General features: G+C 72.6%; 13 protein-coding genes and 1 rRNA gene. 6 read left to right on the top strand and 8 right to left on the bottom strand.

Features of this window, described 5'->3' with window-relative positions; genetic code table 11:
• Positions 1–119: 119 nt before the first annotated feature.
• On the top strand, positions 120–1,295 hold the full coding sequence (locus tag ACIRG6_RS04985; protein WP_364675026.1) for a winged helix-turn-helix domain-containing protein: 1,176 nt from the start codon (positions 120–122) through the stop codon (positions 1,293–1,295).
• A gap of 21 nt (positions 1,296–1,316) precedes the next feature.
• Here the strand turns inward: ACIRG6_RS04985 and ACIRG6_RS04990 are convergent, their stop codons facing one another.
• The 7 genes from ACIRG6_RS04990 to mtnA form a co-directional block, all read right to left on the bottom strand.
• Positions 1,317–2,063 (bottom strand): response regulator, encoded by a 747-nt coding sequence (locus ACIRG6_RS04990; protein ID WP_189231065.1) that lies wholly within the window; start codon positions 2,061–2,063, stop codon positions 1,317–1,319.
• A gap of 222 nt (positions 2,064–2,285) precedes the next feature.
• Positions 2,286–2,978: a ribosome hibernation-promoting factor, HPF/YfiA family gene (gene hpf, locus ACIRG6_RS04995; protein WP_318213091.1), complete on the bottom strand. Its 693-nt coding sequence runs from the start codon at positions 2,976–2,978 to the stop codon at positions 2,286–2,288.
• A gap of 312 nt (positions 2,979–3,290) precedes the next feature.
• Positions 3,291–4,172: a ComF family protein gene (locus tag ACIRG6_RS05000; RefSeq protein ID WP_364675074.1), complete on the bottom strand. Its 882-nt coding sequence runs from the start codon at positions 4,170–4,172 to the stop codon at positions 3,291–3,293.
• Between the two features lie 131 nt (positions 4,173–4,303).
• Complete coding sequence (locus ACIRG6_RS05005; protein WP_364822684.1) at positions 4,304–6,151, bottom strand: LpqB family beta-propeller domain-containing protein; 1,848 nt, start codon at positions 6,149–6,151, stop codon at positions 4,304–4,306.
• Positions 6,141–8,213, bottom strand: a complete 2,073-nt coding sequence (gene mtrB, locus ACIRG6_RS05010; protein WP_365022748.1) for an MtrAB system histidine kinase MtrB — start codon at positions 8,211–8,213, stop codon at positions 6,141–6,143. Before mtrB ends, ACIRG6_RS05005 begins: the two co-directional genes overlap by 11 nt.
• A 1-nt stretch (position 8,214) precedes the next feature.
• A complete protein-coding gene (gene mtrA, locus ACIRG6_RS05015) occupies positions 8,215–8,904 on the bottom strand; it encodes a two-component system response regulator MtrA (protein ID WP_003975799.1) in 690 nt (229 codons plus the stop codon).
• A 185-nt stretch (positions 8,905–9,089) separates the two neighbouring features.
• Positions 9,090–10,232, bottom strand: coding sequence for an S-methyl-5-thioribose-1-phosphate isomerase (gene mtnA, locus ACIRG6_RS05020; RefSeq protein WP_365022746.1), 1,143 nt, complete (start codon positions 10,230–10,232; stop codon positions 9,090–9,092).
• A 140-nt stretch (positions 10,233–10,372) separates the two neighbouring features.
• Between mtnA and ACIRG6_RS05025 the strand changes: the two genes are divergently transcribed.
• Genes ACIRG6_RS05025 through ACIRG6_RS05045 form a run of 5 tightly spaced genes read left to right on the top strand, consistent with a single transcriptional unit; the run spans position 10,373 to position 15,953 of the window.
• The gene (locus ACIRG6_RS05025; protein ID WP_403320733.1) at positions 10,373–11,671 is read left to right on the top strand and encodes a glycerophosphoryl diester phosphodiesterase membrane domain-containing protein; all 1,299 of its coding nucleotides are present in this window, start codon (positions 10,373–10,375) and stop codon (positions 11,669–11,671) included.
• Positions 11,672–11,705: 34 nt separating this feature from the next.
• Positions 11,706–12,449: a DUF4129 domain-containing protein gene (locus ACIRG6_RS05030; protein WP_403320735.1), complete on the top strand. Its 744-nt coding sequence runs from the start codon at positions 11,706–11,708 to the stop codon at positions 12,447–12,449.
• Positions 12,446–13,654 carry a DUF4350 domain-containing protein gene (locus tag ACIRG6_RS05035; protein WP_403320737.1) on the top strand — a complete coding sequence of 403 codons (1,209 nt, stop codon included), beginning with the start codon at positions 12,446–12,448 and terminating at the stop codon, positions 13,652–13,654. The genes ACIRG6_RS05030 and ACIRG6_RS05035 overlap by 4 nt, the downstream gene beginning before the upstream one ends.
• Positions 13,654–14,643 carry an AAA family ATPase gene (locus tag ACIRG6_RS05040; protein WP_364675079.1) on the top strand — a complete coding sequence of 330 codons (990 nt, stop codon included), beginning with the start codon at positions 13,654–13,656 and terminating at the stop codon, positions 14,641–14,643. Before ACIRG6_RS05035 ends, ACIRG6_RS05040 begins: the two co-directional genes overlap by 1 nt.
• Positions 14,643–15,953 (top strand): DUF58 domain-containing protein, encoded by a 1,311-nt coding sequence (locus ACIRG6_RS05045; protein WP_403320739.1) that lies wholly within the window; start codon positions 14,643–14,645, stop codon positions 15,951–15,953. Before ACIRG6_RS05040 ends, ACIRG6_RS05045 begins: the two co-directional genes overlap by 1 nt.
• 98 nt (positions 15,954–16,051) lie before the next feature.
• On the opposite strand, the gene rrf is transcribed toward ACIRG6_RS05045, so the two are convergent.
• Positions 16,052–16,134: ribosomal RNA gene (rrf, locus tag ACIRG6_RS05050) — 5S ribosomal RNA — on the bottom strand; the annotation flags it as partial.

Consider the following 16,134-nt stretch of genomic DNA (forward strand, 5'->3'; position numbering starts at 1 on the left):
CAACGCCGGGCAACGCACCCCACCCCCGGCCGGCACCAACACCCCGCACCCCTCACCCCCGTTCACCCCACCGCACCCCTCACCCCCACTGTCAGACCCACCCCCTATCGTGCGGACGCATGACGACCCTCCCGCCCCCCGCCACGGACCTGTCCGCAGACGAGGCCCGCCGCATCGTCCTCCGCGCACAGGGCTTCCTCGGCGCCCCCGACCGCCGCGCCGGCGTCCGCGGCATACTCCGTCACCTGGGCGCGGTGCAGCTCGACACGATCTCCGTCCTCGCCCGTTCCCACGAGCTCATCCCGTACGCCCGCCTGGGCGCCGTCGGCCGCGGAACCGTCGAGAACGCCTACTGGACGGACACGCACGCCTTCGAGTACTGGTCCCACGCCGCCTGCATCCTCCCCATCGAGGAGTGGCCCCACTTCGCCTTCCGCCGCCGCGCCTACCGCAACCGCCCGCACTGGAACCACCACCTCCCCGACGGCGCCTACGACCAGGTCATCAAGCAGCTCCGCTCCGAGGGCCCCCTCACCGCGACGGACCTCGGCGGGGCGAAGAAGACCAGCGAGTGGTGGGACTGGTCGGGCACGAAGGTCGCCGTCGAGCGCGCCCTCATGTACGGCGAGGTGGTGTGCGTCGAGCGCCGCGGCTGGAAGCGGGTGTACGACCTGGCGGAGCGCGCGGTCCCGAAGACGCTGCTGCACGACGATCTGGACGACACCGAGTGCCTGCGCCGCCTGGTCCGCCTGGCCGGCCGGTCCCTGGGCGTCGGCACCCGTGCGGACATCGCGGACTACCACCGCCTCAAGGCCGAGCAGGTCGACGCCGTGATCGCCGACTCGGGCCTGGTCCCGGTGACGGTGGAGGGCTGGGGCAGGCCGGCCTGGGCGGACCCGGCGGCCCTGGAGACACCCCCGCGCGGCCGTCACCGCACCACGCTGCTGTCCCCCTTCGACTCCCTGATCTGGGAGCGCGCGCGGACCGAGCGGATCTTCGGCTTCACCCACCGCCTGGAGGCCTACGTGCCCAAGCAGAAGCGGGTGCACGGCTACTTCGCGATGCCGGTCCTGGCCGGCGGCCGGCTCGTCGGCCGCGTGGACCCGGCACGGGAGGGACGCACCCTGGTCGCCAGGCAGGTCACGCTGGACGGCCCCAAGGCGGCCCCGGCGGTGGCCCAGGCCCTGGTCGAAGCGGCGAGCTGGGTGGACTGCACGGACGTGCGCGTCGAGCGGGTGGACGCGCCGGAGCTGCGCGAGCCGCTCACGAGGGAACTGTCCCTCCTGCTCGCCTGATCCGCGGGCGGCGACAGGCCGTCAGCGAATCTCGAGGATCTTCTCCCGCATCGCGTACACCACGGCCTCCATCCTGGAATGCAGCTGCAGTTTCTCCAGGATGTTGCGCACGTGGTTCTTCACGGTGTTCTCCGAAATGAACAGCTCCTTGGCGATGTCCCGGTTGTTCATTCCCGTGGCGACGAGCTTGAGGACCTCCAGCTCGCGGTCCGTGAGGCGCGGTGCGGGCACGAGCCGGCGCTCGTCGGTGCGCTGGATCATCGACTTGAACTCGGTGAGGAGTTTCGACGCCATGGACGGGCTGATCTGCGACTGTCCGTCGGCCACCGCGCGGATGGCGGTCGCCACCTCGTCCGTCGAGATCTCCTTGAGGAGATAACCGGTGGCGCCCGCCTTGATCGCCTCGTAGAGGTCGGCTTCCTCGTCGCTGATCGTCAGCATGATGATCTTGGCGCTGGGCGCCACCTCCTTGATGGAGGTGCACGCCTCGATCCCGCCGCGCTTGGGCATCCGCACGTCCATCAGGATGATGTCCGGCAGCAGGTCGGCAGCTTTCTCCACGGCCTCGGCACCGTCACCGGCCTCCCCGACGACCTGGATGTCCTCCTCGGCGGCGAGCACGATCTCCAGGCCGCGGCGGAACAGGGCGTGGTCGTCCACGACCAGGACCCTGATCGGCTCCTCGCGTGACGACCCCGCGTCCGGGCCCATGCCGACGACGCCGTCGTCGGCGCCCTCGTCCCGCATCGGTCCGAAACTGTCCGCCATCGTTCCTCCCCCTGAAGGCCTGGCCTGTGGTCCTGAGCCATCGCCAACCCAAGGCAACGACCCACCGGTTGGGTGGTTGCCGCCATGATTCCATGCCGCGCCGACACGGGGGTGACAGAGCGGACCGCGCGGGGGTCGCATACCTCGCGCACCGTCGCACGCCGGTGCCCCTGGGGGCGCACGCGCGCTCCAGGGGCACCGGTCGACTGTCACCCGGCGTGGTCAGCCACCGAGCGCATCGCCCGCCTCGGGGGCGTGCGCCTGCGTGACCATCGTGTCCGTCGTGAGGTGGATCACGCCGTAGTCGTAGGCGTGCCGCCGGTAGACGACGCTGGGCTCCTTGGTCTCGGAGTCGACGAACAGATAGAAGTCGTGCCCGACCAGCTCCATCTCGTAGAGGGCCTGGTCGAGGGTCATCGGCGCGGCCACGTGGGTCTTCTCGCGGACGACGAGGGGGCCGTCGCCCTGGACCTCGAGCGAGCCGATCTTCTTGGTGGGTACGCCGTCCTGCTTCTCCTCCGGGACGATCTCTCCGTTCCCGTTGAGTGTCGCGGCGCCGGGGACGTGATCGGCGACCTCGGCCGCCGAGATCCGGCGCGCTCCGCGCCGCGAAAAGCGCTTGTCGTGCTGCTTGCGCAGCCGGGCACCGAGCTTCTCCGCCGCCAGGTCGAGCGCCGCGTACGGATCGCTCGCCGCTGCCTCCGCCCGGATCACCGGACCGCGGGAGCGGAGCGTGATCTCCACTCGGTCGCAGCGGTCGGCCTGTCGGGGGTTGGGCTCCTTGGACACCTCGACGTCGAGGCTGATCACCTTGCCGTCGAGCTTCTGGATCTTCTCCAGCTTCAGCTTCTCGGCCACGTGCTTCCGGAACCGCTCGGGCACCTCGGTCTTGCGGCCCTTGACGACGATGTCCACGCAGAACTCCGTTCCCGGATCGCTCCGCTTCGGCGGCGGAGCATCTCCCTTTTGCACCAGGTTCCGGTTGTCCCGGAACCTCGGACTCGGTGACTTCCACCTCCTCCCCCGCGGGCGAGGTATCCACTCCACCGGTGCGGGTGATGACGGCTGGACCCGCAGTACGGCATTCGGATTAGAGAGGTGTGGCCTGCGGCTTTGCCTCACAACCGAACATATCTCGCCCGGACGGATGTCGTCACCCTCTACCGCGACGTACCTCCGTTCCGGTGAATTGACCTTCTCATTACCTGCAACGAAGCATGTATTCGATCAGTTCCGGTTTATTTCGAAAGCATCTGGTGAAGCCGCGACCACAGCCGCGCAGATCACTTCACGGATCACGTCACCGCCTCCGTACGGACCCGCCTTTCGGGGCCCGTTCTTCCGTTCCTCTCTGCCTTCCCATGCCGCCGACGAATACACAGCCGATCTCGCCGTCCTGTACGTGTCCGCACCCGCTTCCCGCTCAACCGGGACCGCGCACGCCTCCCGCACGGCACGCGCCGCCTCCGCGAGGGACGCCCCCGTGGTCATCAGGTCGTCGACGAGGACGACCGGCTCACGGCCGCCCAGCAGCCGGGCCCCGCCCGGGGCCACCGCCAGCGCACCGGCGAGATTGTCCCGTCGCTGCCGGGCACCCAGCCCCGACTGGTCCGCCACGGCGTGCCGCTGCCGCAGTACGGCGAGCACCCGGGCAGACGTCCCGGTCCGCCGCAGCTCACCCGCGGCCGCGAGGGCGATCCGCCGCGCCGGATCATGACCGCGCGCCCGCACCGCCCGGCGCGCGGAGGGCACGGGCACGAGCAGCACCGGCTCCCCCGCACCCCCGGACCACGCCTCGCCCGAGCCCGCGCCCGCCTCCCGGAGCCCGGCCCGCACGGCCCCGGCCAGCGCCGTGCCGAGTGGCCCGGCGAGGGCCAGCACACCCCGTTCCTTGTGGGCCAGCAGCGTGGCCCGCGCCTCGTCCGCGTACCGCGCCGCCGCGTGCACCACCGGCAGCCCGGGCGGCTCCGGATCCGGACGGACCCGGCACGGCGCGCCCCCGCTCAGCGCCGCACGACACCGAGGGCACAGCACCGTGCGAGCCCTGCCGCAGCCTCCGCACTCGGCCGGCAGCACCAGGTCGCCGAGGTCCCGCCACCATCCGCGCATGGCCACCACTGTGCCCACGCCCGCACCGCCCGGCCGGGCCTGTGGAAAACTCCCGGGCGCTCCCTGGGGACAACCCCGCGCCGACGCCGCCCGGCGTCACCCGCCCGGGTGAACGCGCGTCGGCACCGGCCTCACCCCGGATAGACCGGCGCCGTCCCTTCCGTCACCTTCTGCCACTGCATGCCGGACGGCAGCCGGACGATCAGGTCCTCCGAGTACGCCACCAGCGGCAGCCGTTCGTCCTCGGTCGCGGCGATCTCCTTGACCCCGGTCAGCGCCGCCGGCACCGATGCCTCCGGCGTGGAGCCGTCGACCTGGACGTATCCGATCTGCTGGACGCCCTCGCGCTCGCGCCCGACCACCACGAGGCGACTGTCACCGGCCCAGGACATGGCCGTGACCTCCTCCAGCTCGGGCGTGGCGGAGCGCAGTTCGACGACGGTGACCGTGGGCTGCTCGCCGGCCCGCCCGTCGCGTTCGATCCGCCCGATGAGCAGCGACCGTTCCCCGTCCTTCTCCACGACGAGCGCGATCCGCACCCCGTCGGCCGCCACCCGCACGGCCTGCACCCGTCCGTCCAGCCCGGGGAGCCGCACCTGCACCGGCTCGCCCGCGCCCTCCCGCAACAGCAGCAGCCGGGGATTCTTCGGGTCCCGGTCGGCGATCCACAGGTCGCCCTGCGCGTCCCAACTGGGCGGCGTCAACCGGTCCGCCTCCGTCTTGCCCGCGCTGACCAGCAGCGGGTCGCCGAGCGAGCTGCCCGGCACCAGCGAGGCGACGTACAGCGACTTGGAGTCGAAGCCGATACCGGCCGCACTGTGCTCGTCCCGCGACACCGCCACCGACCGCAGAGCCGTCGTGCCCTCGCCCAGCGCCCCGGGCACCGTCTCGGGGTGGGTGGCGGTGCTGCCCGCGGCGATCCGCACCAGACGGTGCTTGGCGTCCACGAAGTACAGGTAGTCGGGCCGCTGGGCCGAACCGCGCGTCGCGACCGTCTCGGCCCGGTCCTCGCCGAGCGAGCACAGCCGCTTGTTCCCCGAGGTCAGCTCCACCTCGTCCACGGCGGGCGTGAGGTTCTGCAGGGTGAACAGGAGCTGCGTCGCCATCTCGTCGCACTTGTCCGCACCGACCCCGGCGGCCTTGGCGTTCAGCGGCACCTCCAGCTTGTTGCGGTCGTCGGGCGTCAGCGAGTCGACGTTGTCCGCCAGTGCCGTACCGGTCGGGAAGCTCGACCTGACCACGGGCCCCAGCAGGCGCGTCGGCCCGCCGATCAGCGACCGCACGGCCTGGGTCAGCGGGTCCACCAGCCGGCGCACATAGACCGGATCGGCGACGGCCGCAGGCTGCGCACTCGTACCGGCCTGGGCCTTCGGAACGGTGTTCGAGGCGAAGTAGTACTTGTTGACGGACATGTAGGTGCGCTGGAAGTCGGACTTGCCCATGACCACGCCCTGCGGCAGGACGTCGATGCGCCACTGCCGGCTCTTCGGGTCACGGGTGAGGTGCACCGGTTCGCGGTACTGTCCCGATGCCGGCGAGTACGACTGCTGCGAGTCCACCGTGGCCACCCTGGTACCCGTCAGCGTGGCCGAGTACGAGTAGTCGTCGGTGTCCTCACGGCTCGCCAGGTGATCGGCCTCGGTCCCGGCCCCGCCCGCCAGCACCGTCGTGGACCGCTCCGGCTGCCAGGTCTTCGCCGCGTCGGCCGTCAGGTACTTGCGGGCCGTCTCGTAATGCGGGTCGTTGCTGGTCAGGGCCTCCAGAAAGCCCTGCACGATCACCGCCGGCGAGGCGTCCTCCGCCGGCGGCATCGCGAACACCCGCACCTGCGGGTCCTGCCGGGGCGTGGACTCCACGCCCCGCAGATCCCCGTGGTCGGGCATGGACGCACACCCCGCCAGCAGTACGACGCCGCAGACCGCGTACGTCACCGCGCGCGTCGGCGTCCGCCGGCCGCTCCCCTCGCGGTCAGCGCCCACGAAATGCCTCCCCTTGCCTGCTCGGCTCCTCCGGCCCGGCGTCCGGGCGGCTCGCCGCCTCCGGCCCGGGCGTGCCGTCCTGTGTACGGGCGCCCGAGGCGGGCCGCGGCACCACACGCGCGCCGTTGCCGGGCAGCGCCGTCGGATCGGCGGTGGCAGTGGCGGACGGCCGCGGCGGTATCGGGCCCCGGGCGGACGCCGAGGGCGCCTGGCCCAGCGCCGCCTGCGCCGGGACGGTGGCCGCCCTGTCCGCGCCGTGCGCGTGGCCGCCGTCCTGGAGACCGGCGTCGTTCAGCCCGCGATTGCGCCGCGAGTCCGCCGGCTCCAGCGGTATCGGCGAGCCCCGCAGCGGCTCGTCCGCCGTCCTGGGCAGCGTCAGCCGGAACTGCGAACCGCCGCCCGGCTCGCCCCAGGCCTGCAGCCAGCCGCCGTGCAGCCGCGCGTCCTCCAGGGCGATGGACAGGCCGAGTCCCGTACCACCGGTGGTACGCGCGCGTGCCGGGTCGGCCCGCCAGAAGCGGCTGAAGACCCGGGTGGCCTCGCCGGGCTTGAGCCCGACACCGTAGTCGCGCACCGCGACGGCGACCGCGCCGCCGGCCGCGGCGAGCCGGACGACGACGTCCTGGCCCTCGCCGTGCTCGACGGCGTTGACGACGAGATTGCGCAGCACCCGCTCCACGCGCCGGGCGTCCGCCTCGGCGACGACGGGCTGCTGGTCGCCGACCACGCGTATCCGCGTGCCCTTGCGCTCGGCGAGCGGCTCGGCCCCGCTGACGACCCGCCGCACGACCTCCCGGAGGTCGATCGGCTCCGCCTCCAGCGCCGCGGCACCCGCGTCGAAGCGGCTGATCTCCAGGAGGTCCGCCAGCAGCGTCTCGAACCGGTCCAGCTGGTCCGCCAGCAGCTCTGCCGACCGCGCGGTCACCGGATCGAAGTCCACGCGCGCGTCGTGGATGACGTCGGCCGCCATCCGTACGGTCGTCAGCGGCGTCCGCAGCTCGTGCGACACGTCGGAGACGAACCGCCGCTGCATCCGCGACAGGTCCTCGAGCTGGCTGATCTTCAGCTGGAGGTTCTGGGCCATCTTGTTGAAGGCCTCGCCGAGCCGCGCGATGTCGTCCTCGCCGGTGACCTTCATCCGTTCCTGCAGCCGCCCGGCGGACAGCCGCTCGGCGATGCTCGCCGCCATCCGCACGGGCGTGACGACCTGGCGCACCACCAGCCAGGCGATGGCGCCGAGGAGGACGACGACGAACAGCCCGGCCGTCGCCAGCGTGCCCTTGACCAGGCTGAGCGACTTCTCCTCCTGCGTCAGCGGGAAGAGGTAGTACAAGTGGTACGGCTCACCGTTCGGGTCGTTGACCTGCTTGCCGATGACCAGGCCCGGCTGGGAGGGCTGGTCGGAGTCGTAAACGATCCGCGTGTAGCTCTGGGCCGCCGCCGGATTGCCGTCGATCCGCTCGCGCAGCTCCTCGGGCACACTGGCCGACCAGTTGACCAGGCCGGAGGCGCGCGGGCCGCGCCCGCTGCCGCTGTCCCCGCCCATGGGGAGCGTGACCACGTCGAAGGCGCCCTGGCCGCCGCTGGAGAGCGACTTCACGAGGTCGCTCATCCACTGGATGACGTTCTGCGGCGCACGGCCGTCCACGGGGGCGCCCTCGTCGCCGGTCGTACTCGCCGTCTCCTCGGCCTTCTGCTTGGCCACCGCGAAACCGCCGGTGGCCTGGCTCTGCGACGCCTTCACCTTGGCGTCCAGCAGACCGTTGCGGACCTGCCCGATCACGACGAAGCCGAGCAGCAGCACCACACCGAGCGACATCAGCAGCGTGGTGGCGACCACCTTGAGCTGGATGTTGCGCCGCCACAGCCGCATCACGGGCAGCAGCGGACGGCGTACCCAGCGCATGAACAGGCGGAGCACCGGGCTGCCCTGGACCCCGCCGTGCAGCAGCCCGCCCTCGAGCAGACGCGCCCAGCGCGAGCGCCCGGGCCCGTGGCCGACAGGCCGCCCGGCACCGTCCCCGGACCGGCCGGGCGCCGAAGCGGCACTGTCCCCGCTCATGTCAGCTCGGTCCGGCCTTGTAACCGACGCCACGGACGGTCACCACGATCTCCGGCTTCTCCGGGTCCTTCTCGACCTTGGAGCGCAGCCGCTGCACATGCACGTTGACCAGCCGGGTGTCGGCCGCGTGCCGGTAGCCCCAGACCTGTTCGAGGAGCACCTCGCGGGTGAACACCTGCCACGGCTTGCGGGCCAGCGCGACCAGCAGGTCGAACTCCAGCGGCGTCAGCGCGATCGACTGCCCGTCCCGCTTCACGGAGTGCCCCGCCACGTCGATCACCAGGTCGCCTATGGCGAGCTGCTCCGGCGCCGGCTCCTCCGACCTCCGCAGCCGCGCCCGGATCCGGGCCACCAGCTCCTTCGGCTTGAACGGCTTCACGATGTAGTCGTCGGCGCCCGACTCCAGCCCCACCACCACATCGACGGTGTCGCTCTTGGCCGTCAGCATCACGATCGGCACGCCGGACTCCGCCCTGATCAGGCGGCAGACTTCGATACCGTCCCGGCCGGGCAGCATCAGGTCGAGCAGCACCAGGTCGGGCTTGGTCTCACGGAAGGCGGCCAGCGCCTTGTCACCGTCGGCTACGAAAGACGGCTCAAAACCCTCACCACGCAGCACAATGCCGAGCATCTCGGCCAGTGCGGTGTCGTCGTCGACGACAAGGACTCGTCCCTTCATAAACGACATCATCCCATTCTCGTAACGACGACAGAGGTGCTGGTGAGCGAGGTCACTGGCCTGTGACGATAGTCGTACCGAGCCATCACTGTCTGCCCCGCTCCGCCGCCGCCCGGCCGCGCTCACAGCACGTCCGCGCGGCACTACGGACCGCAACAGCCGCTCACCCGCCGCCGCGAGACGGCCAGGAAGCCCGCTCAGCCGCCGGACGGCCGCCGCGAGCCGGCACCCAGCCCGGCGAGGGCCTCGGCCGTCACGGGCGAGACCACGCCCTCCTCGGTGACGATCGCCGTCACCAGCTCGGGCGGCGTCACGTCGAACGCCGGGTTGTACGCCTGCGTCCCCAGGGGAGCCACCGGAATCCCGCCGCCCGCTCCCGTCACCGGAACCTGAGGCGCTGTGACCTCGGTCACCTCGTAGCCGGGGCGCTGCTCGACCTCGATGGACGCCCCGTCCGGCGTCTCCGCGTCCACCGTCGTCACCGGCGCCACCACGATGAACGGCACATGGTGGTACCGCGCCAGCACCGCGAGCGGATAGCTTCCCACCTTGTTCGCCACCGAGCCGTCGGCCGCGATCCGGTCCGCCCCGATCAGCACCGCGTCCACCTCACCCGCCGCGAACAGCGAACCGGCCGCGTTGTCGGTGAGCAAGGTGTACGGAATGTCGTTGCGCGCCGCCTCGTAGGCCGTCAGGCGGGCACCCTGCAGCAGCGGACGCGTCTCGTCCACCCACAGGCGCCGCAGCCGCCCCGCCCGGTGCGCGGCGAGCGCCACCGCGAACGCCGTCCCCTCACCGCCCGACACCAGCGACCCGGTGTTGCAGTGGGTGAGGACACGGTGCCCGCCGGCGGGCAGCAGCTCGTCCAGCAGCGCCAGACCGTGCGCCGCCATCCGGGCGCTGGCCTCGGCGTCCTCCGCGTGGAGCGCCCGCGCCGCGGCCAGCGCGGCCACGGCGGCCTGCCGGGTGTCACCGGTCCTGGCGAGCGTCTCCTGGTGCGCGGCCTGAGCTCTGCGCACACCTACCGCGAGATTCACCGCGGTGGGACGCGCCCCCGCCAGCGCGGCGGCGGCCTCCTCCACCTCGAAGCCCCGGACGGCGGCGAGCGCGACCCCGTAGGCGCCCGCGATGCCGAGCACCGGTGCCCCGCGCACCGCCAGCGAGCGAATCGCCTCCACCAGCGCGGACGGGTCCGTGCAGACCAGCTCGACCTCCTCGGCCGGCAGTCTCGTCTGGTCCAGCAGGACCAGCACCGGGCCCTCCGGGGGTTCCTCCCAGCGGATGACAGGTATCTCGGTCGGCCGCTTGTCCTCGCCGCTTTGCGCGTACTGATCAGCCATGCGGTCAGTCTGCCCCCATTCCCGGGGACAATTGAAGGTGCGCTGCCCCTACCTCGCCCGGTCCACAGCCGACCACCCCATGGCACGATGGCTGCCAACCTGCCGCCGCGACCGCGGAAGGGCACCGTGAAGGAGCGACGATGAACGACACTCCGGGCTGGACCTCGCCCGGATCCGCCCCGTCCGACGGGCAGGAGCCCGGCGCGTCCGGCCCCGCCGACCGCCCGGCAACCGGCGAACCCGCGGACCGGCCGAACGCGGAACCGACGAGCCCCGGCACGAAGTGGTCCAAGGAGCAGCCGCCACCCGGCCAGTGGTCCGCACCCACCGGCCCCGGCCAGACCCCGCCTCCCCCACCGCCCCGCACCGGCTGGGGCACCCCGCCCCCGGGCGGATACGGCGGCCAGGGCCGTGGCTACGGAGGCCCCGGCGGCTACGGCTGGGGCGGCCCGCCGCCCGCGGCCAAGCCCGGCGTGATCCCGCTCCGCCCGCTCGGCGTCGGCGAGATCCTCGACGGCGCGGTCTCCACCATGCGCACCTACTGGCGCACGGTCCTCGGCATCTCGCTGACCGTCGCGATCTTCACGGAGATCATCGTCGTGCTGCTCCAGGGCCTCGTCCTGGACAACACCAGCTCCGACGCCCTCAACGACCCCGACGCCACCCTGAGCGAACTCGCCGACGCGCTCACCGCCACCACGGTCAACTCCGGCGTCATCTTCCTGATCTCCCTGATCGGCACCGTCGTCGCCACGGCCCTGCTGACCACCGTCACCAGCCGCGCCGTCCTCGGCAGGCCGGTGACCACCCGCGAGGCCTGGCGGGACGCCCGCCCTCAGGTGATCAAGCTGTTCGGCCTGATCGTCCTGCTGCTGCTGATGGTCGCCGGCATCCTCCTGGTCGCCATGCTGCCCGGTCTCCTCGTCACCGCCACGGCGGGCGGCGAGGGAGGCGTGGCCCTGACCGCCCTGGGCTTCCTGGCAGGCGCCCTCGTCGCCGTGTGGCTCATGGTCCGCTTCTCCCTGGCCTCCCCCGCCCTGATGCTGGAGAAGCAGGGCATCAAGAAGGCGATGGGCCGCTCGACGAAGCTGGTGAACGGCTCCTGGTGGCGGGTCTTCGGCATCCAGCTGCTCGCGACGGTCATCGCGAACATCGTCGCCTCGATCATCGTCATCCCCTTCACCTTCCTCGCCGCCACCCTCAGCGGCGACGGAGTCAGCGGATTCCTCGAAGGCGGCGGCGACCTCGGCTGGACCTTCCTCGTCGTCAGCGGCGTCGGCTCGGTGATCGGCTCCATGATCACCTTCCCGATCACGGCGGGCGTCACGGTGCTCCTCTACATCGACCAGCGCATCCGCCGCGAGGCCCTCGACCTCGAACTGGCCCGCGCCGCCGGCGTCCAGGGCCCCGGCAGCCCCGGCGCCGTCCCGGGGAGCTGATGCGGTGAGAGCGACGGGGGGAGTTCTCGCAGAGGTGCTGCCACGCGCCGCCGTACGGACGTTGCTGCGCGCCGGCGACCCCTCCGTGCTGTCCCTGGCACGCTCCGGCGACGAACCGCCGGTGACGACTCCACGCGACCCCGCACAGGAGGCGGCGCGGCGCGAGCTGTCCAAGCGCATGTACCACGAGAACGACCCCAGCTGGATCCAGCGGGCCCTGAACGCCCTCTGGGACTGGATCGACGAGCTGTTCGCCAGGGCCTCCACCGCGACGCCCGGAGGGACGCTCGGGCTGATCGTCATCGTCGTGGCCGTCCTGGCGGTACTGGGCGCCCTCTGGTGGCGCCTGGGCACCCCGCGCCGCACGCCCGTCTCCGCTCCCGCCCTGTTCGACGACGGCCCCCGCAGCGCCGCCGACCACCGCGCCGCCGCCGAGGCGCACGCCGCCCAGGGCCACTGGAGCCAGGCCGTCCAGGAACGCATGCGGGCCGTCGTCCGCGCCCTGGAGGAACGCGCCCTCCTCGACATCCGCCCCGGCCGCACCGCCGACGAGGCGGCCACCGAAGCCGGCCGCGCCCTGCCCGCCCACGGCGACCGGCTGCGCGCCGCGGCCCGGGACTTCGACGACGTCGCATACGGCGGCCGGCCCGGCACCGAGCAGTCGTACCGACGCCTGGCCGACCTCGACCGCGACCTCGAACGCAGCAAACCGCTCCTGGTCGCCGGCACCCCCGACGGCGCGGACGACCCGAACACCCACCGGGGAGCCGCCGGATGACCACCGAGGCCACACTCCCCACCACCTCGGCCTCGCCCACCGTCCGCCACCTGTGGACCCGCGCGCGGGGCATCACGCTCGCCCTCGTGCTGCTGCTCGCCGGCGCCGTCGCGATCGCCGTCGTCCGCTCCGACGCCCGGCACGGCGAGCTCGACCCCCGCTCCGCGGACCCCTACGGCAGCCGCGCCGTCGCCGAACTCCTCGCCGACCGGGGCGTGTCCACCCGGGTGGTCACCACCCTGGACGACGCCCGCGCCGCGACCGGGCCGGACACCACCCTCCTGGTGGCCGTCCCCGACCTGCTCACCGAGCGCCAGCAGACCGAGCTGCACTCCGCGACCGCCGGCTCCGGCGGACGCACGGTCCTCATCGCCCCCGGCGGCTCCTCCGTCGAACGGCTCGCGCCCGGCGTCACCGCCGACCCCGCGCTCAGCTTCGACTCCACGCTGTCCCCCGACTGCGACCTGCCCGCCGCCCGCCGCGCCGGCACCGCCGACACGGGCGGCATCCGCTACACCAGCACCCACCTGCGAGCCGACGCCTGCTACCCCAGCGAGCGCCTGGCCACCCTGCTCCGCATCCCCGAGACATCGCCGTCGTCCGGCGAAGCGACCCCGGGCGACACGATCGTCCTCGGCGCGCGCGACATCCTCTACAACAAGCGCCTCGATGAGCACGGCAACGCCTCGCTCGCCCTCCAACTGCTCGGCTCCCGCACCCATCTGGTCTGGTACCTCCCCTCGCTCTCCGACGCCACCGCCCCGGACGACGAGCGCGGCTTCTTCGACCTGCTCCCCTCCGGCTGGCTCTGGGGCACGCTGCAACTGCTCATCGCCGCCGCCCTGGCCGCCCTGTGGCGGGCACGCCGACTCGGCCCCCTGGTGCCCGAAAAACTCCCCGTGGCGATCCGCGCCTCCGAAACCACCGAGGGCCGCGCCCGCCTCTACCGCAAGGCCAACGCCCGCGACCGTGCGGCCGCCGCTCTTCGCTCCGCCACCCGCACCCGCCTCGCCCCCCTCGTAGGCGTCCCCGTCGCCCAGGCGCACGCGCCCGAGGCCCTGCTCCCCGCGCTGTCCGCCCACCTCCACGGCGACGGACAGTCCCTGCACACCCTTCTCCACGGCCCGCCGCCCGGCGACGACGCGGCACTCATCGCCCTCGCCGACCAACTCGACGCCCTCGAAAGAGAGGTACGCCGTCCATGATGGACCCGACCACTGACAACGCCGGGCAGAGCGGAGACCCGGGCAACGCCCGCGCCGCCCTCGAGGCCCTGCGCGCCGAGATCGCCAAGGCCGTGGTCGGCCAGGACGCCGCCGTCACCGGCCTCGTCGTCGCACTCCTGTGCCGCGGCCACGTCCTCCTCGAAGGCGTCCCCGGCGTCGCCAAGACCCTCCTCGTCCGCGCCCTGGCCGCCTCCCTCGAGCTCGACACCAAGCGCGTCCAGTTCACCCCCGACCTGATGCCCAGCGACGTCACCGGCTCCCTGGTCTACGACGCCCGCACCGCCGAGTTCTCCTTCCAGCCCGGCCCGGCCTTCACCAACCTGCTCCTCGCCGACGAGATCAACCGCACGCCCCCGAAGACCCAGTCGTCCCTCCTCGAAGCCATGGAGGAACGTCAGGTCACGGTCGACGGCACCCCCCGCCCGCTCCCCGAGCCGTTCCTGGTCGCCGCGACCCAGAACCCGGTCGAGTACGAGGGCACCTACCCCCTGCCGGAAGCGCAGCTGGACCGCTTCCTCCTCAAGCTGACCGTCCCGCTCCCCTCCCGCCAGGACGAGATCGACGTCCTCACCCGCCACGCCACGGGCTTCAACCCGCGCGATCTGCACGCCGCCGGCGTACGCCCCGTCGCGAACGCCGCCGACCTGGAAGCGGCCCGCGCCGAGGTCGCCAAGACGACGGTGCACCCGGAGATCACGGCCTACGTCGTCGACATCTGCCGTGCCACCCGCGACTCGCCGTCCCTCACCCTCGGCGTCTCCCCGCGCGGAGCCACCGCACTGCTGTCGACCTCCCGGGCATGGGCCTGGCTGACGGGCCGCGACTACGTCACCCCCGACGACGTGAAGGCCCTCGCCCTCCCCACCCTCCGCCACCGGGTCCAGCTCCGCCCGGAGGCCGAGATGGAAGGCGTGACCGCCGACTCCGTCATCAACGCGATCCTCGCCCACGTCCCCGCCCCCCGCTGATGGCACTCACCGGACGCGCCGCCCTCCTCGCGGCCCTGGGCTCGGTCCCCATCGGTATCTGGGACCCCAGCTGGACGGGCATCCTCGCGGTCAACGCCCCGCTGGCGTTGGCCTGCGCCTGCGACTTCGCCCTGGCCGCCCCGGTACGCGGCCTGCGCCTGTCCCGTTCCGGCGACACCTCCACACGGCTGGGCGAATCCGCCGACGTCACCCTGACCGTCGCCAACCCGTCCAACCGTCCGCTCCGCGCCCACCTCCGCGACGCCTGGCCGCCCAGCAGCTGGCAGCCCGGCACGGAGCCGGCGGCCTCCCGCCACCGCCTGACGGTCCCTGCTGGCGAACGCCGCCGCGTGACCACGCGCCTACGGCCCACCCGCCGCGGCGACCGCCAGACGGACCGCGTCACGATCCGCTCGTACGGCCCTCTGGGCCTCTTCTCCCGCCAGGGCGCCCACCGGGTCCCCTGGACGGTGCGCGTTCTGCCCCCGTTCGCCAGTCGCAAGCACCTCCCGTCCAAGCTGTCGCGCCTCCGCGAACTCGACGGCCGGACCAGCGTGCTCACCCGCGGCGAGGGCACCGAGTTCGACAGCCTCCGCGAGTACGTCCCCGGCGACGACACCCGTTCCATCGACTGGCGCGCGACAGCCCGCCAGTCCACCGTCGCCGTCCGCACCTGGCGCCCCGAACGCGACCGGCACATCCTGCTCGTCCTCGACACGGGCCGCACGTCCGCCGGCCGCGTGGGCGACGCCCCCCGCCTCGACGCCTCCATGGACGCCGCCCTGCTCCTGGCAGCCCTGGCCTCCCGCGCCGGCGACCGGGTCGACCTCCTCGCCTACGACCGCCGCGTACGCGCCCTGGTCCAGGGCAGGACGGCGGGTGACGTGCTGCCTTCTCTGGTCAACGCGATGGCGACCCTGGAGCCGGAACTGCTGGAAACCGACGCGCGCGGTCTCACGGCGAGCGCGCTCCGTTCGGCTCCTCGGCGCTCCCTGATCGTGCTGTTCACGACACTCGACACGGCACCGATCGAAGAGGGGCTGCTCCCTGTTCTGCCTCAGCTGACACAGCGCCACACGGTCCTCGTGGCCTCGGTGGCGGACCCGCACGTCTCCCGGATGGCGAAGGCCCGCGGTAACACGGATGCCGTGTACGAGGCTGCCGCCGCCGCGCAGGCCCAGGCGGAACGCCGTCGCACCGCGGACCAGCTCCGCCGGCACGGCGTGGCGGTCGTCGACGCGACACCGGACGAGCTGGCACCTGCCCTGGCCGACGCCTATCTGGAACTGAAGGCTGCGGGCCGCCTGTGACCGGGCGGGACCTTCTAGGTCCCGCTCTCGTGTCTCACAGAAATACCCTGAAACGCAGAAAACCCCGCACCGTAAGGTGCGGGGTTTTCCCAAAAATTGTTCGGCGGCGTCCTACTCTCCCACAGGGTCCCCCCTGCAGTACCATCGGCGCTGAAAGGCTTAGCTTCCGGGTTCGGAATGT

It is taken from the genome of Streptomyces flaveolus (assembly GCF_044765825.1).
In the GTDB taxonomy this organism is placed as follows: domain Bacteria; phylum Actinomycetota; class Actinomycetes; order Streptomycetales; family Streptomycetaceae; genus Streptomyces; species Streptomyces flaveolus.